The 26,765-nt window shown below is 35.2% G+C and carries 19 protein-coding genes, 2 tRNA genes, 1 riboswitch and 1 other annotated feature; of the genes, 18 read left to right on the top strand and 3 right to left on the bottom strand.

What is annotated here, in order from left to right; all coding sequences use genetic code 11:
• Nucleotides 1-214 precede the first annotated feature (214 nt).
• Nucleotides 215-470, top strand: a binding site (T-box leader).
• A 169-nt stretch (nt 471-639) separates the two neighbouring features.
• Nucleotides 640-1,659 (top strand): phenylalanine--tRNA ligase subunit alpha, encoded by a 1,020-nt coding sequence (gene pheS / locus GXX20_09100; GenBank protein HHW31810.1) that lies wholly within the window; start codon nt 640-642, stop codon nt 1,657-1,659.
• A 63-nt stretch (nt 1,660-1,722) separates the two neighbouring features.
• Nucleotides 1,723-4,113 carry a phenylalanine--tRNA ligase subunit beta gene (locus tag GXX20_09095; GenBank protein HHW31809.1) on the top strand — a complete coding sequence of 797 codons (2,391 nt, stop codon included), beginning with the start codon at nt 1,723-1,725 and terminating at the stop codon, nt 4,111-4,113.
• Nucleotides 4,114-4,218: 105 nt separating this feature from the next.
• Here GXX20_09095 and GXX20_09090 read toward each other — a convergent pair whose 3' ends face one another.
• Nucleotides 4,219-4,425, bottom strand: coding sequence for an alpha/beta-type small acid-soluble spore protein (locus GXX20_09090; protein ID HHW31808.1), 207 nt, complete (start codon nt 4,423-4,425; stop codon nt 4,219-4,221).
• 265 nt (nt 4,426-4,690) lie between these two features.
• On the opposite strand from GXX20_09090, the gene GXX20_09085 reads away from it, so the two are divergent.
• The 4 genes from GXX20_09085 (at nt 4,691) to GXX20_09070 (ending at nt 10,895) form a co-directional block, all read left to right on the top strand.
• Nucleotides 4,691-5,710 carry an MtaA/CmuA family methyltransferase gene (locus tag GXX20_09085; protein HHW31807.1) on the top strand — a complete coding sequence of 340 codons (1,020 nt, stop codon included), beginning with the start codon at nt 4,691-4,693 and terminating at the stop codon, nt 5,708-5,710.
• A gap of 114 nt (nt 5,711-5,824) precedes the next feature.
• Nucleotides 5,825-7,564 carry an ABC transporter ATP-binding protein gene (locus GXX20_09080; GenBank protein HHW31806.1) on the top strand — a complete coding sequence of 580 codons (1,740 nt, stop codon included), beginning with the start codon at nt 5,825-5,827 and terminating at the stop codon, nt 7,562-7,564.
• Nucleotides 7,565-7,628: 64 nt separating this feature from the next.
• Complete coding sequence (locus GXX20_09075; protein HHW31805.1) at nt 7,629-9,431, top strand: ABC transporter ATP-binding protein; 1,803 nt, start codon at nt 7,629-7,631, stop codon at nt 9,429-9,431.
• A 138-nt stretch (nt 9,432-9,569) separates the two neighbouring features.
• Entirely contained in the window at nt 9,570-10,895 is a 1,326-nt protein-coding gene (locus tag GXX20_09070) for a glucose-6-phosphate isomerase (GenBank protein HHW31804.1), read from the top strand.
• Nucleotides 10,896-10,981: 86 nt separating this feature from the next.
• Here the strand turns inward: GXX20_09070 and GXX20_09065 are convergent, their stop codons facing one another.
• Nucleotides 10,982-11,788 (bottom strand): metallophosphoesterase, encoded by an 807-nt coding sequence (locus GXX20_09065; GenBank protein HHW31803.1) that lies wholly within the window; start codon nt 11,786-11,788, stop codon nt 10,982-10,984.
• Between the two features lie 195 nt (nt 11,789-11,983).
• On the opposite strand from GXX20_09065, the gene GXX20_09060 reads away from it, so the two are divergent.
• From GXX20_09060 to GXX20_09045, 4 genes are all read left to right on the top strand, one after another.
• Nucleotides 11,984-12,069: transfer RNA gene (locus GXX20_09060), tRNA-Leu, on the top strand.
• A 215-nt stretch (nt 12,070-12,284) separates the two neighbouring features.
• Nucleotides 12,285-13,178 (top strand): TIGR00159 family protein, encoded by an 894-nt coding sequence (locus GXX20_09055; GenBank protein HHW31802.1) that lies wholly within the window; start codon nt 12,285-12,287, stop codon nt 13,176-13,178.
• Entirely contained in the window at nt 13,175-14,395 is a 1,221-nt protein-coding gene (locus GXX20_09050; GenBank protein ID HHW31801.1) for a hypothetical protein, read from the top strand. Before GXX20_09055 ends, GXX20_09050 begins: the two co-directional genes overlap by 4 nt.
• A gap of 88 nt (nt 14,396-14,483) precedes the next feature.
• Nucleotides 14,484-15,833, top strand: a complete 1,350-nt coding sequence (locus GXX20_09045) for a phosphoglucosamine mutase (protein ID HHW31800.1) — start codon at nt 14,484-14,486, stop codon at nt 15,831-15,833.
• A 1-nt stretch (nt 15,834) separates the two neighbouring features.
• Here the strand turns inward: GXX20_09045 and GXX20_09040 are convergent, their stop codons facing one another.
• Nucleotides 15,835-17,286: a hypothetical protein gene (locus GXX20_09040; GenBank protein HHW31799.1), complete on the bottom strand. Its 1,452-nt coding sequence runs from the start codon at nt 17,284-17,286 to the stop codon at nt 15,835-15,837.
• Nucleotides 17,287-17,445: 159 nt separating this feature from the next.
• Between GXX20_09040 and GXX20_09035 the strand changes: the two genes are divergently transcribed.
• The 8 genes from GXX20_09035 to GXX20_09000 all read left to right on the top strand — a co-directional run bounded on the left by GXX20_09035 (nt 17,446) and on the right by GXX20_09000 (nt 26,150).
• On the top strand, nt 17,446-18,261 hold the full coding sequence (locus GXX20_09035) for a purine-nucleoside phosphorylase (protein HHW31798.1): 816 nt from the start codon (nt 17,446-17,448) through the stop codon (nt 18,259-18,261).
• Between the two features lie 12 nt (nt 18,262-18,273).
• On the top strand, nt 18,274-19,536 hold the full coding sequence (locus GXX20_09030; protein HHW31797.1) for an adenosylhomocysteinase: 1,263 nt from the start codon (nt 18,274-18,276) through the stop codon (nt 19,534-19,536).
• An 80-nt stretch (nt 19,537-19,616) separates the two neighbouring features.
• A tRNA-Thr gene (locus GXX20_09025) sits at nt 19,617-19,692 on the top strand.
• A gap of 287 nt (nt 19,693-19,979) precedes the next feature.
• On the top strand, nt 19,980-21,032 hold the full coding sequence (locus tag GXX20_09020) for an inorganic phosphate transporter (protein HHW31796.1): 1,053 nt from the start codon (nt 19,980-19,982) through the stop codon (nt 21,030-21,032).
• Between the two features lie 108 nt (nt 21,033-21,140).
• Nucleotides 21,141-21,764, top strand: a complete 624-nt coding sequence (locus tag GXX20_09015) for a DUF47 family protein (protein HHW31795.1) — start codon at nt 21,141-21,143, stop codon at nt 21,762-21,764.
• A 91-nt stretch (nt 21,765-21,855) separates the two neighbouring features.
• Nucleotides 21,856-23,130 (top strand): MFS transporter, encoded by a 1,275-nt coding sequence (locus GXX20_09010; GenBank protein ID HHW31794.1) that lies wholly within the window; start codon nt 21,856-21,858, stop codon nt 23,128-23,130.
• 373 nt (nt 23,131-23,503) lie between these two features.
• Nucleotides 23,504-24,790 (top strand): serine--tRNA ligase, encoded by a 1,287-nt coding sequence (gene serS, locus GXX20_09005; GenBank protein HHW31793.1) that lies wholly within the window; start codon nt 23,504-23,506, stop codon nt 24,788-24,790.
• A gap of 454 nt (nt 24,791-25,244) precedes the next feature.
• Nucleotides 25,245-26,150 carry a quinate 5-dehydrogenase gene (locus tag GXX20_09000; GenBank protein ID HHW31792.1) on the top strand — a complete coding sequence of 302 codons (906 nt, stop codon included), beginning with the start codon at nt 25,245-25,247 and terminating at the stop codon, nt 26,148-26,150.
• A gap of 184 nt (nt 26,151-26,334) precedes the next feature.
• A riboswitch (glycine riboswitch) is annotated at nt 26,335-26,468 on the top strand.
• Nucleotides 26,469-26,765: the final 297 nt, after the last annotated feature.

The following is a 26,765-nucleotide window of genomic DNA, read 5'->3' as shown; positions in this document are numbered from 1 at the left end:
ATGAGGGTGGATGAACTAAAAAGATGTTTGCAAAATTAATTTCCACTTTTCTTTTTTTCCTGATTTGCAAAACTTATTTCCACTACCTATGAATTTGGGGTGGAAATAACTTTTTCAATTAAGAATCATAAAATAAACACACTAAAATTTTTTTAACATTGTTTCTCTGGAATTAATATGCTATAATTATGCAATAATAACTGAATAAAATAAGATTAAAGCTATGAAGGAGAAAAGTAGGCGATTTTGACTCTTTCCAGAGAGAGGTTGCCAGAGGCTGAAAGCAACCTTATGAAGCGGATCGTTGAAGTTCCCTCCGGAGCAGCATCCTGAACTAATAGTAGGAGATGCCGGGCTCATAACCGTTATAATTATGAGGACATGATTTGTGTCCATGAGAGTTTGCTTTAAGATTATATTTTGAAGCAAAAATTTGGGTGGTACCGCGGAGATTGACCTTCGTCCCTTGAGGATGAAGGTTTTATTTTTGCTATTAATTAGTTAGATTTTTATTTGGTCTTGAAGTTTTTTGATTTTAAATTTAAGAGTTGTTTTAATAGTTGAAAAATATTGCGCAATACATGAACTGCATAGTGCCAGTAGAAAATGTTTATAGTTTCACGGAGGAGGATTAATAAGATGAAAGAGCAACTAAACAAAATAAAAACAAATGCAGAAAAGGAGCTATCTCTAATTAGTACAATGCAGGAACTTGACAGTTTCAGGATAAAATATCTTGGAAAAAAAGGAGAGCTGACGCAGGTTTTGAGAGGTATGGGTGCATTATCCCCTGAAGAGAGGCCTGTAATCGGGCAGTATGCCAATGAAGTGAGAGAGTATATTGAAGATAAACTGGAGCTAAGGAAAAAAGAACTTGCAGAAAAAGAGAAAGAAATCAAGCTCAAGAATGAAGTAATTGACGTAACCATGCCCGGGAGAAGAAAAGTTTTGGGGAAAAAACATCCCTTGAGCATTGTTATGGACGAAATCAAAGAAGTTTTTATAGGAATGGGTTATGAAATTGCTGAAGGACCTGAAGTAGAATATGATTATTATAATTTTGAGGCTCTTAATATACCAAAGGGACATCCTGCGAGAGATACTCAAGATACATTTTATATTACAGAGAATATTTTATTAAGAACCCAGACATCTCCTGTTCAGATAAGAGTAATGGAGAACAAAAAACCACCCATTAAGATAATATGTCCCGGCAGAGTATATCGTTCGGATGCAGTAGATGCTACCCATTCTCCAATTTTCCACCAGGTTGAAGGTCTTGTAGTAGATAAAGGCGTCACTATGGGCGACCTGGTCGGAACTCTGAGGCTTTTTGCACAAAAGCTGTTCGGAGAGGAAACGAAAATCAGGCTCAGGCCACATCATTTTCCCTTTACTGAACCGAGTGCAGAGGTAGATGTGTCCTGCTGGTCCTGTGGCGGAAAGGGTTGCAGAACCTGTAAGGGAGAGGGATGGATAGAAATATTGGGTGCTGGTATGGTTCATCCCAAGGTTCTTAGAATATGCGGAATAGACCCGGATGTTTATAGTGGTTTTGCTTTTGGCCTTGGTGTGGAAAGAACAGCCATGGGTAAATTCATTATTGATGATATGAGATTGATGTACGAAAATGATTTGAGATTTTTGAAACAATTCTAAGAAGTATTCCCAGGGAAAGTCCTTAAACTAAATTACAGGTAAAATGAGAAAGGAGCAATAAAGATGAAAGTGCCGCTTAATTGGTTAAGAGATTATGTTGATATAAATGTAACTACAAAGGAGTTTTCCGACGCAATGACCCTGTCGGGCTCAAAAGTTGAAGGAATTGAAGTTCAAGGTGATGAGATTACTAATGTTGTTACAGGAAAAGTTCTTTCTGTTGAAAAGCATCCTAATGCAGACAAACTTGTAGTATGCCAGGTGGATGTAGCTGGTGAGAAATTGCAGATTGTAACAGGAGCACCCAATGTCAATGAGGGTGATATTGTACCTGTTGCGTTGCATGGTTCTACATTGCCTGGGGGAATAAAAATTAAAAAAGGGAAAATCAGAGGAGTAGAATCCCAGGGTATGATGTGTTCTGTAAAAGAACTGGGCATTACTAAGGAGGATTATCCGGGAAGTATTGAGGATGGTATACTTATTCTTAGTCCTGACACACCTGTTGGAAAAGACATTAAGGAAGTTTTGGGGCTTAATGATACTGTATTTGAATTTGAAATAACATCAAACAGGCCGGACTGCCTAAGTGTACTTGGAATAGCCAGGGAAGCTTCTGCAGCTCTCAGGACTGAACTTAAAAAACCTGAAATAACTCTGCGGGAAGAAGGAGACGATGTTAATTCTTACGCAACTGTTAAAATAGAAGATCCGGATTTGTGCCCAAGATATGCAGCAAGGGTTGTAAAAGATGTAAAAATTGAACCTTCACCTGAATGGTTAAGAAGAAGATTAAAGGCAGCTGGAGTAAGGCCAATTAATAATATTGTTGATATAACAAATTATGTAATGTTAGAGCTTGGCCAGCCAATGCACGCTTTTGATCTGGACCGCCTTCAAGGTAAAAAAATCATTGTAAGAAGGGCAAAAAATGGTGAATTATTGAAAACTCTTGATGATCAGGATAGAGTATTGGATTCATCCATGCTTGTTATTGCCGATGAAGAAAAACCCGTAGGAATTGCAGGTGTTATGGGAGGCGCAAATTCAGAAATCACAGAAAATACTAAAATGATATTATTTGAATCTGCTACATTTGACGGGATTACAGTAAGGCTTGGAGCTAAGAAACTTGGCCTGAGAACAGAAGCTTCCAGCCGTTTCGAAAAAGGACTGGACATCCAAAATGTTATTACTGCAATTGACAGGGCTGCACAATTGGTGGAAGAACTGGGTGCAGGGGTAGTTTGCAAAGGAATTATTGACTGTTATCCTAAAAAATATGTTGACAGGTATATTAAACTGCATCCTGAAAAAATAAACGCTCTTCTTGGTACAAATATAGAAACGAAAAAAATGATAGATATACTGAAAGCCTTGGAATTTGAAGTGGACAGTGAAACTATGGATGTGAAAATTCCGAGTTTCAGGGGAGATATTGAGGAACAGGCTGATCTTGCTGAAGAAATTGCAAGATTCTACGACTATAATAACATTGAGGCTACCCTCCTTTCCGGTAAAAATGCAACTTTAGGAGGCAAAACCAGAAAACAGAAAATTGAGGATATAATTAAGAACACTATGATATCCTGTGGGCTCCATGAAACTTATTCTTATTCTTTTACCAGTCCAAAAGTTTTTGATAGGATAAGGATTCCTGAAAACGACAGGCTGAGAAATGCAGTGGTTATTTTAAATCCACTTGGGGAAGATTACAGCATAATGAGAACCACGACCATACCGGATATGCTGGAGATAATAAGCAGGAATTTCAATAGAAAGGTCCCTGAAGGTAAATTCTTTGATACATCCTATGTGTATATACCTGAAGGCATAGAAAGCGGAAAACTTCCTCGGGAGAATATGGTACTTACAATAGGATTGTACGGCAATCTGGACTTCTTTGATCTAAAGGGAATAGCACAGGAGCTTTTTGATGTTCTTGGAATAAATAATGTTGAATATCTTCCTGAAAAAGATAATCCTACTTTCCATCCGGGAAGGACGGCAAGAATACTTTTGAATGGAGAAAACATTGGTGTCATAGGAGAGATTCATCCGGATGTAGCGCAGGAATATGAAGCTCCTGACAGAACCTATATTGGTGTTATTGAAGTTGAGCCTCTTATAAAGTATGCTGATCTTGGAAGAGATTACAGGCCATTGCCCAAATATCCTGCAGTCACAAGGGATATAGCACTTCTGATAAAGGATGAAGTACTAGTTATAGAAATAGAAAATATTATCAGGAAATATTCCGGTGCAATTCTGGAAGAAATAACACTATTTGATGTCTATAAAGGTAAACAAGTTCCGGAAGGAATGAAGAGTGTTGCTTATTCAATTTCATTCAGAAGTGAAGACAGAACTCTTACAGATGAAGAAGTAAACGCTGTTATGAAAGATATACTGAAACAGCTTGAAATAAAATTAGGTGCTAAATTGAGAGAGTAAGTTAGTAAATCGAGTAGGAAAGAAAATATAAAAAAAGCGGTTCTTTCAGGGGCTGGAATGATGCCCTAAGAACCGTCTTTTTTTATTTTGTTGGTTTATTGCTGCTTATTTAAGCTGATTTTTGGCCATTTCTATCATTCTTTTAACCATTTGTCCGCCTATCGGCCCGCCCTGTTGACCATTAACTCTGCTGGGAACATCGCCCTTATAATGATCGTTGTTTTCCTTTACATATTGGAGATGTCCAACTTCCTGAGCACATTCCATTTTAAACTTGGTCCAGGAGTCGTTATTATTCTTCTTTGCTGCCATATTTTGCACCTGCCTTATCTTAATCAATAGATTTTTAGTAAAAAATCGTTTGCAAACATAGTATCTACTGATTTAAAAAATTTTTTCGTATAAAATATTTCACATTATGTAAAATAATTAAAAAAATATAAAAAATTAATCATATAAAAAAAAAGTATAAACTTTTATCGGAAGTTATGAGATAATAAATCAGAGTAGGCTGTTTTATAACTGCTGAGTGAATTTGCAAAAGAAATTAAATATTATTTTTTCAGGGGGGATTAATATGATTAAAAAAAGCTTAAATTATAAAGAACAATTTTTTGCATATCTTAATGGTCAGGAGATAGAAAATTCCATGGTAATTAATCCTGTATCTGCAGCTACTTCTGAAAGTTGCAAAGAATTAGGAATAAGATTTAATGAAGTGCACCTTGACTCAGATAAAATGGCTGCATTGGCTGCATATCCATATGAAAAACTGGGTTTTGCCAGTATAATGCCTTACTTTAGTGTTACTCAGGAAGCAGCAGCTTTTGGATGTAAAATCGACTGGGGAGACATGGAAACAATGCCTAACCAGAAAAGTACTGTTTTTAGCCAGCCGGATGAATTTAAAATGCCTGAGGATTTTTTAGATCGTATTCCTATAAAAACTGTATTGGATGCAATAAAAAAATTAAGAAATAAAATGGGAAAAGATGCTTTAATAATAGGAAAAGTTATGGGGCCGTGGACACTATCATATCATCTCCACGGACTTGAAGATTTCCTGATAGAAACTATAACAGAGCCTGATACCGTAAGAGAGTTCCTTAATTTGTTTAAGGAAATCAGTATAAAGTTTGCCCAGGCTCAGTTTGAAGCAGGTGCCGATGTGGTCACTATAGCTGATCATGCTACAGCTGATCTGGTCAGTGCAAAAACCTATAAAGAATATCTATTGCCTGTACATAAAGAAATTAATGAATACTTTGGCAAGAATAAAATGATATTGCACTGCTGTGGTTATACTATAGACAGAATTCCATTTTTTGCTGAAGCAGGATTTTCATTATTCCATTTTGATTCAAAAAATGATATACAGGAAGCTATGAAAGCTGCAGGGACTATGAGACTTACAGGATGCGTAAATAATCCGGATATATTATTAAACGGAAGCGTAGATGACGTTAAGAAACAGGTTGAATATATATTGGAAAACGGAATAAAAATTGTATCACCTGAATGTGCACTGCCATTAAGAGTAAAAAATAAAAATCTTATGGCTATCTATGAAACAATACAAAATTATGAACAAAAATAAAAACCAATGACATTAAAGCAATAAAAATGAATGTTATTAATAGATGATATACATTAAGTAATAATAGTGGTATTAACTGGGATAGAATATAGAAAGAATAACCGGAGGAACAGCGTGACGGTTTTAAAAAGACTATTAAAAATGCTATTGCCTTACAAATTCTTGTCAATTCTGGCATTGCTCATGATTATATTGTATACCAGTATAGATTACATAATACCTTTTATACTTAGAGATACAATTGATAAAGGCATATATACCAAAGATATGGAAACTGTCGTGAGGTATATCTTAATTATTGCAGGACTGACCATTGTCAGGTCAGTTTTTGCATATCTTCAGGGATTTTTAATTGAAAGAACAGGACAAAAAATAGCCTATGACTTAAGAAACAATCTTTATGAGCATATCCAGAAGCTTTCTTCAAGCTTCTTTGACAAACATCAGACCGGCCAGATAATGGCAAGGATGACAGGTGATATTGAAAGTGTAAGGGAATTTTTGGGGTTCGGATTTATTAACCTTTTCTTCTGCCTGTTTAATTTTTCCGTAACTGTCGGATTGTATATATGGGTAAGCTGGAGGCTTGCGCTGTTTGTAATAATGCCCGTGCCTTTTCTTATAATTTTGCTGTTATTATTTGGTAAAAAAGTGCATCCTGCCTGGGAAAGAATAAGGGAAGAAATGGGTAAGCTTACAACTGTAATTCAGGAGAACATTTCCGGAATAAGGGTTGTAAAAGCGTTTTCCAGAGAAGAGTATGAAAAAGGCAAATTCAACGAAAGTAATAAAAGAAACCTCAAGGAAAACCTTAGCAGAGCTAAACTGGAATCAGAATTTTTCCCTGTTATGGATTTTCTTGGAGGATCCATATCCCTGCTTCTAATTTGCGCAGGAGGTTACTATGTAATTAAAGGACATATTTCAGTGGGAACTTTTACAGCTTTGCAGTGGTTTGTTTATGGACTTGTCTGGCCTATAAGATTTTCTGGCTGGCTGGTAAACGTTATGCAGCAGGCAATTGCGGCAGCCCCAAGGATATTTGAGATACTTGATGCAGAACCGGAAGTCTTGGATCTACCGGAATCTGTTGAACTAACCAATGCAAAGGGATGTATTGTATTTGATAATGTAGGCTATTATTTCCCAGATGGGCAGCTTGCGCTGAAAAATATAAATTTAACTATAAAACCGGGTGAAAGAGTGGCAGTAGTTGGCGGAACAGGTTCAGGCAAGAGTACATTGCTTGGACTTATTCCCCGTTTCTTTGACCCTTCTCAGGGAAGTATAAAGATAAATGGGATTGATATAAAAAATATTAAACTGGAAAATTTACGTTCCCATATAGGAATTGTAATGCAGGAGCCCTTCCTTTTTTCTGATACTATTCGTGAAAACATCGCCTATGGTAAGCCTGACGCGACCCAGGATGAAATTGAGAAAGCCGCAAAAATATCCAAAATACATAACTTTATAAAAACTTTGCCCCGGGGATATCAGACTAGAGTGGGCGAAAGAGGAATAGGCCTTTCCGGAGGCCAGAAGCAAAGAATATCTATAGCAAGAGCTATTCTTAGAGACCCAGATATCCTGCTTTTTGATGAAGCCACTTCCAGCGTTGATACTACTACAGAAAGAGAAATACAGGCTTCATTAAACGAGATAATGAAGGGAAGAACTTCAATTATCATAGCACAACGTCTTTCTACTATAAAAAATGTTGATAGAATTGTGGTTATGGATAAGGGAGAAATTGTAGATACAGGTACTCATGAAGAATTAATTAAGACTAATGGGTATTATTCTACAATTTATCATCTCCAGTTTAAAGACCAGGATTTGTTTGCTAATTGAGTACTGATATAAAAAAGCATAAACGCAGAAACAGAGACAACAGAAGAAAGGAAAGCATTCAGTAATGTCAAATATATATGATATTGATGAGGAAATAAAAGAACAACCATTTAATTTAAAACTTTTAATAAGAACATTTAAATATATCAGTCCTTATAAAAAAGAATTAATTCTGATTACTTTTTTACTGATTACAAGCCTTGCGGCAGGTCTTCTTGAACCACTTTTTATTAAAACTGCCATAGATAACGGCATGGAGAAAGGTAATTTTTCGGTAATAATGAAAACCGGTTTTACATTGCTGGGGCTTTACCTGGTTAGTTTTGTTTCTCAACGTATCAGAATCAAACTTATTAATTCGACCACACAGGGAATGATATATAATATAAGAAAAGAACTGTTTGAACATATACAAACCCTGTCTTTTGAGTTCTTTGACGGAAGACCTGTAGGGAAAATAATGTCCAGGATAACTAATGATGTCCAGGCAATAAGCGACCTTGTTAGCGGAGGCCTGGCTACCTTGATAAGTGAAAGTATTGCAGTCATAGGTATTCTAATTATTATTTTCTCACTAAATTTTAAGCTTTCCCTTATGGCTGTTTCAGTTCTACCCATTCTGATATTTGTACTTGTAAAGATAAAGCCAACCAGTGAAAGGGCCTGGACAAAAACAAGGAGAACTGTTGCAGCAATAAACGCTAATTTAAATGAAACCTTACAAGGAATAAAAGTAATCCAGGCATTTTCAAGGGAAAAACACAATATAAAGAAGTTTGAGCAAATTAATAGAGATAATTATAAGGCCAATGTAAGAGCTATAATTATTGAAATGTTTATATGGCCTACGGTAGAAATGGCTGGGCTTCTGGGTTCATGTTTTGTAATATGGTACGGCGCAAGACAGGTTATAAACGGTGAGCAATCAATAGGAACAGTTGTTGCCTTTATTAACTACCTATGGAGATTCTGGGCGCCCCTGAGTGCAATTAGTAAAGTATATAGCCAGGTATTAAGCGCCATGGCATCTTCAGAGAGGATTTTTGGCATTTTAGATACTAAACCCAAAATTGTTGATAAAACAGGTGCCTTTGAATTACAGGAGATAGAGGGAAGTATTGTATTCGATAATGTATCTTTTGGATATAATCCTGATGAAAAAATGGTGTTAAATAATATATCCTTTAGTGTCAAACCAGGGGAAATGGTTGCACTTGTAGGTCCTACAGGTGCCGGTAAAACCTCAATAATCAATTTATTAATGAGATTTTATGACCCTATAGAGGGCAGGATACTTATTGATGGTTATGACATAAAGGACATTAAGATTGCTTCACTGAGAAAGCAAATGGGTTTGGTGCTTCAGGATTCTTTCCTCTTCTCAGGTACAATAATGGAAAATATTAAATACGGAAAATTGGATGCAACTGAAGAAGAAGTAATGGAAGCAGCCAGGGCAACAAGGGTAGACCTTTTTGTGGAAAGATTTAAGGATGGATATTATACAGAAATTGAGGAAAGGGGAGCAAAATTATCCTCCGGTCAACGGCAGCTTCTTGCTTTTGCAAGGGCTTTAATTGCAAAACCCAGGATATTAATCCTTGATGAAGCTACCTCAAGCGTAGATACTGAAACTGAAAAACACATACAGGATGCATTAAAAACTCTTTTTGAAGGAAGAACATCAATAGTTATTGCACACAGGCTTTCAACAATTGAGCATGCTGATAAAATATTGGTTATAGATGATGGAAGAATAATTGAAGAGGGAAGGCATTCTGAACTTCTTCAGAAGAAGGGAAAATATTACGAATTATATTTGAATCAGTTTCAAGATTGCCAGGATAGTGAGGAGATAAAAACCTGAATTAACCTGTGCAATCATTCTGATATGAAAAATTAATGCTTGTTTGAAAAATAAAATTATATTTTTGATTAATATATCTAATATTATTTTTAATAATATCATTAAATTTTTGGAGGACCTGGTTTATTTATGAGTGAAATAGATAAAATTAAATTTGATTATTCCAATGCTACAAATTTTATAAGTCAAGAAGAAATAGATAATCTTGAATGTTTCATAAATGCCGCCCATCATATGATACATCATAAAACCGGCGCAGGGAAAGAATATCTCGGCTGGGTAGATCTACCCTTAAATTACTCGAGAGACGAGTTTGAAAGAATATTAAAGGCTGCAGAAAAGATAAGATCAGATTCAGATGCATTGGTAGTTATAGGAATAGGAGGATCTTATCTTGGAGCCAGGGCTGCAATAGAAGCACTGTCTCACTCATTTCATAATATCTTAAGCCGGGCAGATAAAAAATTAAATAAAGGTAACCCAGAGATATATTTTGCAGGAAAGGATATAAGTCCTGTATATTTAACCCATCTGTTTGAAATTCTTGAAGGCAAGGATATTTCCATAAATGTTATTTCCAAATCAGGAACTACTACTGAATCTGCCATTGCTTTCAGGATTTTTAAGGAATACATGGAAAAAAAGTATGGAAAGGAAGGGGCTAAAAAAAGAATATATGCAACCACAGATAAAGAGAGGGGAGCCTTAAAAAAGCTTGCTGATGATGAAGGATATGATAGTTTTGTAATTCCAGATGACATTGGAGGAAGATATTCTGTTTTGACGGCAGTAGGACTTCTGCCAATAGCTGTATGCGGGCTCGATATACAAAATATGATGGATGGTGCTTTAAAAGCATATGAGTTATATAGTAATCCAAAACTGGAAGATAATTATTGTTATCAATACGCAGCCGTTCGAAACGCTTTGTATAGAAAAAATAAGACCATGGAGATAATTGTTAACTATGAACCATCCCTTCACTATTTTACTGAATGGTGGAAACAGTTGTTTGGTGAAAGTGAAGGAAAGGACCAGAAAGGAATATTCCCTGCAGGAGTTGATTTTACAACAGATCTTCATTCATTGGGCCAATATATACAGGATGGTTTGAGAAATATTTTTGAAACAGTCCTTAATGTGGAAAAACCGGCAAAAAACCTTATAATAAAAGAACTAAAAGAGGACCTGGATGGTCTTAATTATCTTGCAGGTAAAGATTTAGACTATATAAATAAAATGGCAATGAAAGGGACTATAATGGCTCATGTGGATGGGGGAGTACCAAATCTTGTAATTTCAGTACCCGAATTGAACGAATATTACTTTGGGCAATTAGTATATTTCTTTGAAAAAGCCTGCGGGATAAGTGGATATTTATTGGGAGTCAATCCTTTTAACCAACCTGGAGTTGAAGCTTATAAGAAAAATATGTTTAAGCTCTTGGGTAAACCTGGGTATTAAGTTTAGATAATCGGCCGGGGTTATACACAATTATTTATATTCCGGCCGTAATGCGTTATTTTGCTAATTTAGTAGGGTATTTTAGATTAGGGCAGGTAAAAAACTGTAATTTCAGGAGGAGATAAAAATCTTAAAGGAATAATTACATTCCCGATGCCCCGGCTGATATATAGATTTATCCCTCTCACTTTGTGAAGTCCACGTTTTATTCCCATTTTGCATAATTTTTCTTTTCTGAAAATTCTAAACTCAAAGTTAAAAGGTGCCCAAATCTGGCCTCCGTGAAAATGACCACATAACAGATAATCAAGGCTCTTTCTTGGCAACCGGAAAATAATATCCGGGTTGTGAGCAAAACCAATATTCATGAAAACATTGTCTTCTTTATTGTATAAAGCACTAACCAAGTGAGTACTTCCGGTGCTGATATCTTTGAATCCGATAATATTATATATTTTATTATTTTTGATATACTGGATATATTCATCCTGAAGTACTTTAATACCAATATCATTAAGGTTTTTTACAAAATCATTCAATGCCTTGTTGTCATTAATGAAAGCACCATAATCGTGATTTCCGAAGCAAAGACAAGTCATATAATTCCCTTTGACATAGTTTATAAAATCCAGAAAACCATTTACATCCTTTGGATCTTCAATGCAATCACCAGTAATAAGTATAATATCCGGCTGAACTTTTTCAATTTCACGTTTTATTTTTTCTTTTTTGACTCTGAGCCTTCCAAAGTGTATATCTGATAGCTGCACTATTTTAAGACACTCGTTATTTTCACAAATTCGAACTCCCTTGACTTCTAGAAAACCTGCTTCAAGATAGCTATAGACCAATAAAATTAATAGAAGGAAGAAGAATGGAAATATATAAATCATAAAGGTTTACTCCTTCTTACATTATACGAATACTATATAATATTTTCCTTGATATTTCTATATAAAACATTTTTATTATAAAAAGATTTTATTTTTATAGAAATCATCATATAAATCATTTTTGAAAGCGATTGAGGAAACCCAAAATCAGCTTGACAAACTGATCAAAGATAACTATAATTTATTTGTCTGCATGCGGATATGGCGGAATTGGCAGACGCGCTGGATTTAGGATCCAGTGGTGAGCAGCCGTATGGGTTCAAGTCCCTTTATCCGCACCAAATTTTCATACTGGACGGTGTAAAAACCGTCCTTTATTATGAATTTAGATATTTCAATTCCTGTAGATATTTCCACTGATTAAATTGTTACATAAATATTATTATATTGTTAACAAACTACAAAAATATTTTACATACTCATTATAAAAAAGTATAATTCTATTATGAGCTATTCCTTTCTTAAATAGAACTTGTTTTTAAGGGCGTGAGGCTTTTTGGACATTATAAATAATATAAATTTTAATGATTTAATACAGAACTTTGCCGGTTACATAGGTTATACTGGTCCCATCTCGGTGCTTCAAGTCATAATTGATGTAGGAATTGTTTCCTATGTTATTTATAAAATAGTTGTTCTTGTAAAAGAAACAAGAGCCTGGCAGCTTATAAAGGGCATATTGTTCATTCTTGCGGCAGCTGAAATAAGCAGGAGGCTGGGTTTGAAAACAATAGCCTTTATACTGGACAAAACAATACAATATGTGGCCATAGCTTTGGTTGTTCTATTCCAGCCTGAGTTAAGAAGAGGACTTGAACAGATAGGGAGAAGGAGTTTGAGGGACTTTTTTAGTTTTAAAGATTTCTTTAATATTGACATGGAAAATATAAGAGTGCAGAAGACAGCAATTATAGAGGAAATAGTCAAAGCCTGTGTTGAGCTGTCAAAGACATATACAGGTGCTCTGATTGTTATAGAGAGAAACACTAAAATCGGTGATATTATAAATACAGGAACGCAAATTGATTCCAACATTTCTAGTGAACTGCTAATTAATATTTTTACTCCAAACACGCCATTACATGATGGAGCGGTTATAATCAGAGGCAACAGGATAATAGCCGCAGCCTGCTTTTTGCCACTCACAGATAATCCAAATCTGAGTAAAGAATTAGGTACAAGGCATAGGGCTGCGTTAGGCATTACAGAAATATCCGACAGTATTGCGGTTGTGGTTTCGGAGGAATCAGGAAAGATTTCTTTTGCTCTGAACGGAGGCCTTACCAGAAACTTAACTCCTGATACCTTAAGAAAAGCTTTAAATAAGAGTTTGTTAAAGGATGACACCTGGAATAAAAAGTTGTCATTATGGAAGGTGAGGAGCAAATGAATGGGATCTTGAAAAAGGATTTAACTTTAAAAATATTTTCAGTTCTACTGGCTATGCTCTTATGGTTATATGTGCTTAATATAAGCAATCCTTATGAAACAAAAAAGATTAATGTAGAATTAAAGATTGAGAATGAAAATACCCTGGCATATAAGAACCTTAAACTAATAAATAAGGTAAACCGGAATGTTGAAGTGTACGTCAGAGGAAGGTCAGATATTGTAAAAAACATTCTTTCTACAGACTTTGAAGCATCAATTGATCTTTCCCAGATAAATTCAGTAGATGATAAATTTTTACCAATAAATCTGGAACATGATTTAAAAGATGTTGTTGTAAACATGTCTCCGTCCACTATTAGTGTTAAGCTTGAAAGAATTAAAACTTCAAGTTTTCCAATAGATATCGAAGTACATGGAACTCCTAAACAGAACTACAAAATAATAAGAAGCTTTGTGAAGCCAGAAGGTGTTGAATTTAAAGATATTGAATCCCTGGTGGATACAATAGACAAAGTAAAAGTGATTGTGGAGATTCCAAAAGATCTTGACCGGGACTATGAGGTTAAAAAAGAATGCACAGTATATAATAAAAATGGTGAAATTATTGCTGACTTGAGCAAGAATGTTATTGTGGATGTGGTTGTTGAAGTTGGCAAAGAAGTTCCTATTGCACTTGTTACTACAGGGTCCCCGGCAGAGGATTATATTGAAATATCCAGAAGTATTGCTCCGGAAACAGCGTTAATAAGAGCACCCCATGAGACGCTTTCTCAAATTGATCAGTTAAAGACTGAAACACTTAATATACAGGATGCTCAGAACAGTATAAGTGCTACTATACCACTAAGCCTGCCCGAAGGAGTCACTTTGATTAATACACCAGGAGAAATAAGGGTAAATATAGTTATTGAAAAATTGGAGGATAGGTCTTTTACCATAAGAGGCGACGAAATAAATCTTCTTAATGCGGTAGTGGATGATTCTTTTACATATATGATAAATAATGAAGAAATTGAATTTACATTCAGAGGAAGAAAGATGGACTTAGACAGAGTTAATTTGTTAAGTCTGAAACCCAGAGTAGATGTTTCAGGGTTGGATGAGGGAACCTACTTGCTTCCGTTAATGGTAGACTTACCTCAAAATTCCAGATTAATAGGATCCTATGAAGTTGAGGTAGTAATAAGTAAAAAAGTAGAAGAAGAATTAGAATAAATAGCAAAATTTGGGAAATTATCTTGATGTATAGAACATATGATAATATAATTATCTAAAAAAGCTTATTTTGGGAGGCAAATAAAATATGGGAAAACTTTTTGGAACTGATGGAGTGAGAGGTGTAGCAAATCAGGAATTAACTCCTATGTTGGCATATCAACTCGGTCAAGGGGGAGCTTTCGTTTTAACGTCTGAAACCAATCACACACCTAAAATTCTCGTTGGCATGGATACAAGAATTTCTGGACATATGCTTGAAGCTGCCTTGATAGCAGGAATTTGTTCTGTTGGTGCAGAAGCTGTATGTCTTGGAGTTTTACCAACACCAGCTGTAGCATATTTAACGAAATTATATGGAGCAGATGCCGGTGTTGTGATATCGGCTTCACATAATCCTTACGAGTTCAATGGCATAAAATTTTTTAATAACAAAGGATATAAACTTTCCGATGAAATTGAGGAAAAGATTGAAGATTTGATACTTAACAAATCAGAAGAAATACCTCTTGCTTTAGGCAGTAAAATAGGCAGGAAAAGCATAGAACATAATGCTTTGAATGACTACATAAACTTTTTAAAGAACACAATAGATTGTGATCTTACGGGAATAAAAATTGCCCTGGATTGTGCTAACGGAGCATCTTATATAGCTGCGCCCACTGTATTGTCACAATTGGGTGCTGAAATATACGTTATTAATAATCAGCCTGATGGCATAAATATAAATTACAAATGCGGTTCAACCAATACTGATGAATTATGTAAGTTAGTCCTTGAAACCGGAGCTGATGTTGGCCTAGCCTTTGATGGGGATGCCGACAGGCTCATGGCCGTTGATGAAAAAGGCAATGTGGTTAACGGGGATCAAATAATGGCGATTTTGGGCCTATATCTGAAACGTTGCGGCAGGCTAAACAGAAATACTATAGTTGCAACTGTTATGAGCAATCTGGGACTTGATTTAATGGCAAAGGCCAGTGGTATAGATTTGGTAAGAACAAAAGTGGGAGACAGGTATGTTTTGGAAGAAATGCTTTCTAGCGGTTATTGCCTGGGCGGAGAACAGTCAGGTCATATTATTTTCTTAGAGCATAGCAGTACGGGTGACGGAATCATAACTGGACTTCAACTGCTTAAAGTAATGAAAAACTCAGGACAAAAATTATCTGAGTTATCTTCCGTAATGAAAGTGCTGCCCCAGGTTCTAAGGAATGCCAGGGTAAAAAATAGTAATAAACATAAGTATATGGATGATGAAGTAATTGCAGCCAAATGCAGGGAGTTGGAAGATGAATTTAACGGTGAAGGAAGAGTACTTATAAGGCCGTCAGGAACTGAACCCCTCATAAGGGTAATGATTGAAGGTAAAGACAGTGAGTACTTGTCCTCAAGAGCTGATGAACTTATAAAAATTATTGAAGAACGGCTGGGCTAAGTTATTTCATTGAATAAAAACAAGACATTTCCTGGGATTCTTCAAGTTCTAATTGAACAGAAATTGTCCCAGGATTTTTTATGTCTACTAACACAGAAGGAGGCAGTTTATATTTCTCGGGGAAGGAAAGTGAAAGCAAATCTATTTTATAAATACCTTTATCAAGCTTAAACTTTACAATGCCATCCTCATTAGTTTTTCTGGAATTGTCATATTTACTTAGATTTTGAATTTCAATTTGGTCACTTACATTAACAAAAATTCCCTGAACCGGATGGCCTGTATTGCGGCATATAACCTTGACGCTTAAACTATATATAAATTCGTTTTCATCGGAAATTGCCTGAACAAAGGTTTCTGCCTTATTTGCCCTGGTTAAAGGGAGAGACAAATAATCAGATTCTAGTCTTCGGTAAATCTGATTAACAGTAGATCCGGAATAAAGAAAAATAATTAGCAAGCTAATTGTAAGAAAAAATTTAACGAAATTTTTCTTCATTATAAACCTATTATTTAGTTTACCTCTATATTTGAAAGCGCATATACCTATGTATTTATATAGACCTGGTAAAAACATGTTCAGCACAATAAAAGTTAATCCAATAAGTAATAAGAAAAATATCATGGGAAATGTGCAGTTTTTAATATAAGGTATTATCATTTTTAATATATCACTATTTAAGAAAAATGGTGAATAACAATACTTAAACATATAAAATTCCATTAACGCAAACAGGGCAAAAGCGGAACATAGATGCAAAATACCGCTGTATAAAATTATTTTTCTTATCAGTTTCAGTATAGAAACTGGTTCCATAGTAAGAAGTATATTGAAGACTAAAATTAGTGCAAGTAATAATAATGTTATTTTGGGAGTTACTTTAATTACAGAACTGACTACCCTGGCTGTCAATAAATATTCCCACAGAGTATTTCTGTTAGTATAATGGAGTATAGTACTTAAGTTAATTTTATCAATTTTTAAAGGTGCTTGTCCGGTTAGAAATGTTTTGCCCATAAAAAAATTATTACCTTCAAGGGGACTCCCCAGGTTTAAGCTTGAAGTATCAATAAAAATGTCAGGAAGCAGTTCTGTTTCTCTATTTATATATTTAAAAAAACCATCTCTGAGAGAGTCAATATTTGTCCTGATCAAATCGTAGGATGTATTTTTTTCCAGCAGAGAAGAAAGTAGATCGTTTAAGTTACTATTTTGAGTCATCTGGCTTTCTAAATAATATTCTAAAGTCCCTACGGATTTTTCTATGTAATTTTGAATTATAGAATATATATCATATTTTAAGAATAATATTTTATGCGTTTTTGAATTTAAAACAGTTTTTGTTAAACCCCATGTGAATAGTAAAGAAAATATGCAAATGCAGGATAGAGCCATAGATACATTAATTATGAACTTTTTTAATATATGTTTTTTAGGCGGGAATTTAAGCATACTTTCCTCCTGTCAGGGCAAAAATATTGCTTTGGGGATATTATAACATTTAAATAATTTTAATCATAAAGAATATTTTGCCATATATTAATGTTAAAAAAACAGGAATGGTGTATAATATGTATAAAAAATGTTGGTGCGAGAAAAATGAATGAAACAATGAATAAGGCAGCGATAGCTGCAGAATATATTAGAAATAAAATAGATTTTCAGCCTGAAATAGGAATTATTCTAGGTTCAGGTTTAGGTTCGCTGGCTGATAAAATAAATGATGCTGTAGCAATTGATTATAATGAAATACCGGGATTCCCTCATACTACTGTAGAAGGCCATACAGGCAAGCTAATCTTGGGGAGCTTCTTTGGAAGGCTGGTTGCTGCCATGAAAGGCCGATTCCATTATTATGAGGGTTATGATATTAACCAGGTGGTATTTGGGATCAGGGTATTTAAATTTCTAGGTATTGGCAGCATACTTGTTACAAATGCGTCAGGTGGAATAAACGAAAACTTTAAACCTGGAGACCTAATGATAATAAGCGACCACATAAGTTTTTTTTCACCTTCTCCACTGAGAGGAATTAATGAGGAGAGCTATGGTAAAAGGTTTCCTGATATGTGTAATACATATGATAAAGATTTAAGAGAGATTGCAAGAAAATCAGCAGAGGAACTTTCTCTTGATATTAAAGAAGGTGTGTATGCATTCACACAGGGACCAATGTATGAAACTCCTGCAGAAATCAGAGCTCTTAGGATATTAGGTGCTGATGCAGTAGGTATGTCTACAGTTCCTGAAGTTATTGCCGCCAGACACAGTGGCATGAAAGTCCTTGGAGTATCATGTATAACTAATATGGCAGCAGGAATAGGCAATAATTCTTTAAATCATGAAGAAGTAATTAAGACAGCCGGTGAAACAGAACAAAAGTTCACAATGCTTGTTAGTAAAATTATGGAAAACTGGAAGATGTAAAGGAGAGTATATATGGTAAAACATCATATACGGGATATTTCCCTGGCAACAAAAGGAAAGTTAAGAATTGAATGGGCAGACAATCAAATGCCCGTATTAAAATCTATAAGAGAAAGATTCAGCAAGGAAAAGCCTCTTAAAGGTATAAGGATGTCATGCTGTCTTCATGTTACTACTGAAACAGCCAATTTAATGAGAACTCTAAAAGAGGGTGGGGCAGATGTTGCATTGTGTGCCTCAAATCCTCTGTCAACTCAGGATGATGTAGCTGCTTCACTTGTAAAGGATTATGGTATATCTGTATATGCAATAAAAGGTGAAGATAGGGATACTTATTATAACCATTTGATTTCGGTAATTGAACATAAACCGCAGATTACACAGGATGACGGAGCAGACTTGGTGGGACTGCTTCATAAACAATATATGGACAGCTATTTAAAAGATATTCTTGGTAGTACGGAAGAGACCACTACAGGTGTAATAAGGCTAAAAAGCATGGAAAGAGAGAAGAAGCTTCAAATTCCGGTTATTGCTGTTAATGAATCAGAGACAAAACATCTTTTTGATAACAGGTATGGAACAGGCCAGAGTACCATTGATGGACTTCTTAGGGCAACCAATATTCTTTTATGCGGTAAAAATTTTGTGGTATGTGGGTATGGCTGGTGTGGAAAAGGCCTTGCCATGAGGGCTAAGGGCATGGGCGCCAATGTTATTGTTACGGAGGTTGACCATATTAAAGCCATTGAAGCAGTTATGGATGGTTTCAGGGTAATGAAGCTGGAACAGGCAATAGTTGATGCAGATGTTGTTATTACTGTTACAGGCAATTTAAATGTAGTAGATAAAAAACATATGGAATTGGCCAAGGACGGTGTCATTATTGCAAATTCCGGACATTTTAACGATGAGATAAATATCCAGGCACTTGAAAGCTTATCTGTTTCAAAAAGAATAGTTCGGGATTTTACTGAAGAATATACGTTGGAAAACGGCAAGAAAATATATCTTCTTGCGGAAGGAAGACTTCTTAATCTTGCTGCTGCAGAAGGGCATCCCGCTGTTGTTATGGATATGAGTTTTGCAAATCAGGCGCTGGCTGCAGAATATATCGTTAAAAACCATGATAAAATGGATAAAAAGGTATATGTGCTTCCAAAAGAAATTGATCATGAAATTGCACGCTTGAAACTGAATACCATGGGAATAGAAATCGATACACTAACTGAAGAACAGATAGCTTACCTTTCTTCCTGGGAGAGCGGAACTTGATTATGTGAAAAAAATAAAAATGATGATGATTTCGTTGCAATAATGTTGTATAATATAAAAGGTTTAACATAGTTTTGTTAGCTGGGGTAGCTCAGTCGGTAGAGCAATTGATTCGTAATCAATAGGTCGAGGGTTCGAGTCCCTTCCTCAGCTCCATTATATTATACAAGCAAACTCATTTCGCTCTTGGTTAAACTAATATCCGATCAACAGTTTTTCTAATTTTATGTTAATTTAATTTAATAATTATTTTAGTTAGTGGAACTTTTGTTGTTTTTTCTGCCTATTATATTCTGTATTATGTATTATTAAATTGTTTATTGTATACAAAACTAATAAAATATATTGTACAATATAATAAAAAATGGTATGCTAGTACAGGTGTATATTTGTGAAAATATCTCATTTTTTGATAAAATGAAGAAATTGAGGGAATTTACAACATGACTATTACATTTGGTGATTTTATAGGCCAATTTATATCTAATTTAGCACTATTTATTACAACTCTTCTTACCTTTGGTGTTATATTGGTAAATGGCTGGACAGATGCACCTAATGCCATAGCTACATGCATTTCTACGCGTTCAATGAGCCCCAGGGCTGCAATAATAATGGCTGCAGTTTTCAACTTTCTGGGAGTTTTCGTTATGACATTATTTAATTCAACTGTTGCCCAGACTATTTACAAAATGGTGGATTTCCGCGGAGATCCCCATGAAGCATTGGTAGCTCTTTGCGCAGCACTTTTTGCTATTGTTATTTGGGCTACGGCTGCATGGTGGTTTGGAATTCCAACAAGTGAAAGCCATGCTTTGATTGCGGGAATCTCTGGTGCAGCAATTGCACTTCAGAGGGGAATAAAAGGTATAAATCCTAATGAATGGGTAAAAGTTATTTATGGCTTGTTTCTTTCTTTGGTGATAGGATTCTTTATGGGTGTACTTGTTGTAAAAATAGTTGAATTTATTTTTAAAGGAATTAACAGAAAAAAGACATATAACTTTTTTAAATATTCGCAAGTTGCCGCCAGTGCAGGTATGGCATTTATGCATGGAGCCCAGGATGGACAAAAATTTATGGGCGTATTTATGTTGGGCGCCTTTTTGGCGCAAGGACAGGCAACGGTAGTGGAGTTTCATATTCCTATATGGTTAATTATTATTTGTTCCGCAATTATGGCACTAGGTACTTCAGTAGGAGGATACCGAATAATAAAATCAGTGGGAATGGATATGGTAAAGCTGGAGAAATACCAAGGCTTTTCGGCTGACATGGCTGCGGTTATCTGCCTGTTTGCAGCTTCCGCACTGGGACTTCCTGTAAGTACAACTCATACCAAGACTACAGCAATTATGGGTGTTGGTTCAGCGAAGCGAATTTCTTCTGTAAACTGGGGTGTAGTCAAAGAAATGATACTTGCATGGGTTCTCACATTCCCCGGATGCGGACTGATAGGGTTTTTAATGGCCCTGCTGTTTATGAAGATATTCTAAATATTTTACATAGATGTTTAGCAAAATATATATAACAACATGCACTACTTAATATAACTGATTATGTATAAAATAACTTAAATAAAAAGTGAAAGAAAGGAAGTAATTATGACACTAAAAAAAGATGAAAACTATTTTAGTACATTTGTGGAATTGGTAAATTATTCCTGTGAAGCTGCGAATCTATTAAACGATATTCTAAACAATTATAATCCTGATACACTACAGGAAAGAATGAAAGAAATGCATAATATCGAGCATCAGGGAGACGAAGCAAGGCATGTAATGATAAAAAAGCTTGCCCGTGAATTTATCACGCCTATAGAAAGAGAAGACATCATGGCTTTAACAGACTCAATTGATAATGTGACTGACAGCATCGAAGATGTGCTTATGCACATGTATATGCGTAACATAAGAAGTGTGCGTGAATATGCGAAAAAAATGAGCGATTTAATTGTAAAATGTTGTAATACATTAAAATCAGCATTAAATGAATTTCATAATTTTCGGAAATCAAAGATTCTCCACGACTTGATTGTTGAAGTCAACCATCTGGAAGAAGTGGGAGATACATATTTTACAGAAGCTATTAGAGAATTGTATGTTAATTGTGATGACTTCAAGGAAGTTATAGCCTGGGACCGGACATACGACTTCCTGGAGAAATGTTGCGATGACTGTGAAGAAGTAGCAAATGTTATTGAGAATGTTATTATGAAGAATTCATAAAATAGTACTATAAAATAATTATTAAGAATTATTTTAATATTTGCAAAAATATTATTGCCCTTATAAAAACAAGTATTACTGGAGATACGAAATGAATAATGAAAGATTAAGGTACTGGCAGCTTAGGGTATTTATATTATGCTGGCTGGCGTACTCTTGTATTTATTTTGGCAGAGTAAATCTCTCCATAGCTCTTCCGTACATAGAAAACTCCTTTCAATTAAGCAGGACTGAAGTAGGACTGATAGGGAGTTTATTTTTTTGGATATATGGAATAGGGCAACTGACAAATGGATATATTGGCGACAGGCTTTCAGGCAGATTCATGGTATTTACAGGGCTTATAGTTACAGCAATATCCAATATACTTTTTGGCTTTTCAAACAACTACTATCTTATGCTTGTTTTATGGGGTGTAAACGGATATTTTCAGTCAATGTTATGGGGGCCTATGGCAAAAACACTCTCAAATTGGTATCCCCAATCTAAAATGAACGGTGTTGTAGTTGCAATTTCAACATCAATGATTGCAGGATACAGCTTATCCTGGTCAATTTCCGGGAATATAATTTCACATTTTAGTTGGAGATGGGTGTTTATAATCCCAGGTCTTATAATTCTGTTATATTCTTTCATATGGTTAACCAAAACTGCTGACAATCCTAAGGATGCAGGTTTTGAAATTACTGATAATATTATTGAGCATTCCTCTGATATAAAAGAGGAAGAGTTAAATAAAGAATACTCTGGAATTTCATTATTATCCTTTATTAATAAAACAAAACTTTGGCTTATTGTTGTTGCATGTTTTGCCCAAGGTATTATAAAAGAAGGTGTGGGACTGTGGACTCCAACTTTTGTTATGGAGACACATAATATTGATATTGTATCTACAGGTTTTGCCATATCAATTATTCCTTTCATAAACCTGGCTGGCATGTTATTTGCAGGATGGCTAAATAAACAATTTAAATATAAAGAAAAAATTACAATTATTTCGCTATTTGCTTTTGGTATAGCTATGCTTGCAGGTTTGATAACCTTCGGCAGACTGGGTCTTACATGGGCGCTGTTATTTCTTAGCTTATCATCAGGTGCCATGTACGGGGTAAATGTACTGCTGATAGGACTGATTCCCATGAAATATGCAAAGTATAATAAAGTTTCATCAGTAGCAGGTTTTTTGGACTTCTGTTCATATATTGCAACTGGTATAGCAGCAAGCCTTACCGGATTAATAGTAGAATACTTTGGCTGGTTTGGAGTCATGTTTACTTGGATGCTTATTGCAATGGCAGGAATAATTTCACTAATAATAAGCTGGAGAATTGATGAAAAAGAAAACAAACTTAATTTATGGATTTAATAATAATGAGTGTTATCAGGCTGCTTGACGAACAGTTAGTAAAATAGTAAACTTGTGTTAATAAAATAATTTTTTCGCTTAAAATTGGTAAATATAAATTATAAATAAATATTGTAAAACATTTGGGAAGAATATTTTAGTTGTATGCTTAAGAGAGCCGGTGGATGGTGCAAATCGGTGCAGAGGCTAAATTTCCGCTTCCTGTACTTGGCAGATGACGAATCTGAGGTTTAGTGTACCTTACAGCACTTAAAAGAGGCTGTTATTATTACGTAACGGCAACAAGAGTGGCAACGCGGGATTAACCTCTCGTCTCTGTAGTGGGACGGGAGGTTTATTTATATAATAAAAAATAAATATGGAGGCTTTCAATATGCTTGATATTAATTTGATAAGAAAAGAACCTGAAAAAGTAAAAAATTCATTATTAAAAAGGAATTTCGAAGTTGACTTTTCAGAATTGCTCTCCTGGGATAAAGAAAGGAGAGAATTAATTGTTGAAACCGAAAAACTTAAAGCCCAAAAGAATAAAGTATCTGCTGAGATACCAAGATTGAAAAAACAAGGGCAGGATGTTCAGCCAATCTTTGAAGAAATGAAGTCCATAGCAGAAAAAATCAAAGATATTGATGACAAAATTGAAAATCTGGAAACAAAAATCAATGATTTTATAATAGCATTGCCTAATATAACTGATGAAGATGTTTTACCCGGAGGTAAGGAGAACAACCAGGTAATACGTCAATGGGGAGAAAAACCGGCATTTGACTTTAAATGGAAAAATCATGTGGAACTTGTTGAAAGTTTGGATATGATTGATTATGAAAGAGGAGCTAAGCTGGGAGGAAACGGTTTCTGGGTCTATAAAAAGGACGGAGCTTTACTTGAGTGGTCACTGATTAATTATTTTATAGAAGAACATTTAAAAGATGGTTATGAATTTATTCTGCCACCTCATATTCTAAATTATCAGTGCGGTTTCACCGCAGGACAATTTCCTAAATTTGTAGATGACGTATTCCATATAAAAGGAAGCGAGGGTAAAGGTTATACCCAGTTCCTGCTTCCGACAGCTGAGACTGCACTGGTAAGCTTGCACAGGGATGAGATACTTGATGAAAGTGAACTTCCCAGGAAATATTTTTCATACACTCCCTGTTACAGAAAAGAAGCCGGAAGTTACAGAGCTGATGAAAGAGGCATGATTAGAGGACATCAGTTTAACAAGGTAGAAATGGTGCAATATACATTACCTGAGAATTCGCGGGCTGCTTTTGAAGAGCTGGTTTCAAAGGCTGAAAGACTTGTGCAGGGATTGGGACTTCATTACAGGGTCAGCAAGCTTGCATCTGGCGATTGCAGCGCTTCAATGGCAAGAACTTATGATATTGAAGTATGGATACCCAGCATGAACGATTACAAGGAAGTAAGCTCTGCATCAAACGCAAATGACTACCAGGCAAGGCGCGGAAACATCAGGTTTAGAAGAAAAGAAACAAAGAAAGTTGAATTTGTGCATACATTAAACGCGTCAGGATTGGCAACAAGCAGAGTTATTCCTGCCATTGTGGAACAGTACCAGCAGGCGGATGGAAGTGTAGTTGTGCCCGAAGTATTAAGAAAATGGATGGGTAAAAGTGTAATAGCATTAAAAAAATAAATATAAACAAAAAATGAACCGGTTAATCTCTCTTCAGTCTGCAGTATTTTAATTTGTTAAAGATTACGCATGTCCAAGCTGTAACAGAAAATTAGGGATGTGAATATAATACTGTAGAAATAACCTTTATTTGCGCTAACCAGAAGTTAAGCGAAAGGAGAGAGATTTATGCCAGAAGAAAGAAGCTACGGTTACTTCAAACCCGGAAATGAACTAGTATGGATTGCTGTTATTTTGCTGCTGATTTATCTATTCTGTCCTTGGTTTTTTGGTTGCAGAGAATAATTATAAGTACTTATGACCATCTGGGAACATACTAGAATGCAACAAAAGGCTGTTTTTCTTGCAGGAGTTTTTTTAAACTCCTGTTTTGTTTTATTTATTTATAGAAGCATGATGAATAATGTGTTAAAATACATTAATGTGATAGATTCTTTTTACGGGAGAGATACTTATGAAACGTATTGTCAGTGTCAGTCTGGGATCTTCTACAAGGGACCACAAAGCAGAAAGAGAATTTTTTGGTGAAAAATATCTAATTGAAAGAGTCGGAGTTGATGGAAGCTACGAAAAGTTCATCAATAAGATCAAAGAACTGGATGGAAAAGTTGATGCCATTGGGATGGGAGGCATAGGACTATATCTTCCGATGAAAAACAGGACTTATGTTCTAAAAAGCGCTTTGCCGTTACTTAGGGCTGCCAAGATTACTCCTGTTGCAGATGGTACTTTCATTCGAGATACATTAGAACCACAGGCTGTTTATAAAGTCCGTGATAAAAAATTAATAGACTTTAAAGGTAAGAAAGCCATGGTAACTTGTGCTGTAGATAGATACAGACTTGCCGAAGCTCTATATGAATCAGGTTGCAGTATTATATGTGCTGACCTGATTTTTACTCTTGGGATAAATGTTACCGTAGGGTATCCGAGAGGAATAAATGCATTGGCGAGAGTTTTTGCTCCAATAGTAACAAAATTGCCATTTGATATGTTATATCCTACAGGCCATAGGGAAGAAGCTGTAGAAGACCCTGTAAAATATGCTAAATTATATAGGGAAGCTGATATTATAGCCGGAGATTTTAACTATATAAAAAGATATATGCCTGATGATTTGACAGGCAAAGTTATAATAACTAATACAGTAACAAAAGCCAATATTGAAGAATTAAAGTCAAGAAAAGTTGCAATATTGGTTACCACTACTCCTGAATTCGATGGAAGGTCTTTCGGAACAAACGTTGTTGAATCCATAGTTGTTGCCGCATCAGGCAAAAGGCCGAACGAAATAAGCAGGGAAGAATATCAGGCCTATTCAGAAAAGCTCGGCTTTGAACCCAGGGTTGTTATATTCTAGCCAGGAGTTTTACTTTATCTCAAATATATTTATTATATTGCTGGAAATCATTATATATTTGTTATATAATATTCGCAGGTGAATATATAGTCAATATATTAGAAAAAATAACTATATATTAAATAAATAATAACCATATATAATAGAAATATTTAGGATTTCTAGATAATTTAATATATTGCGGTTGAAGAATGCGGGAGATACCTGCAATATGACTACCTTGCTGACTACATAATAAAATGCAGGAGCCGAAGAGGTAAGCTATAGGGTCTGTCGTTCTATAGTGAATCTTTCAGGCAAAAGGACCGTATTCGGACGTAACTCTGGAAATGCCGGTATACAGGCACCGAAGGAGCAATGCTGTAGTCAGCCAAATGTGCAGTTTCTGCCACTATGGTTGACTTAAGCAGAACCTCTCAGGTAAAAAAACAGGGGGAAGATGACAGAATTTCTGTTGTCTTCCTTTAATTTTTTGCCTAAATAATAAATAGGTAGTGTCAAAAGAGTTATGAAAACAACGATTTGAGATTACAAAAGTGTAACAAATTGGTAAGTTGATCCTTGACAGCAGAATAAAGTGGAGAAAAAGGGAGAAAGTTTTGAGGGAGCACACCT

The sequence above is a fragment of the Clostridiaceae bacterium genome (assembly GCA_012840395.1).
GTDB lineage: Bacteria > Bacillota > Clostridia > Acetivibrionales > DULL01 > DULL01.
The sequence above is the reverse complement of the archived record's forward strand: the minus strand, read 5'-3'. Positions and strand labels throughout refer to the sequence as shown.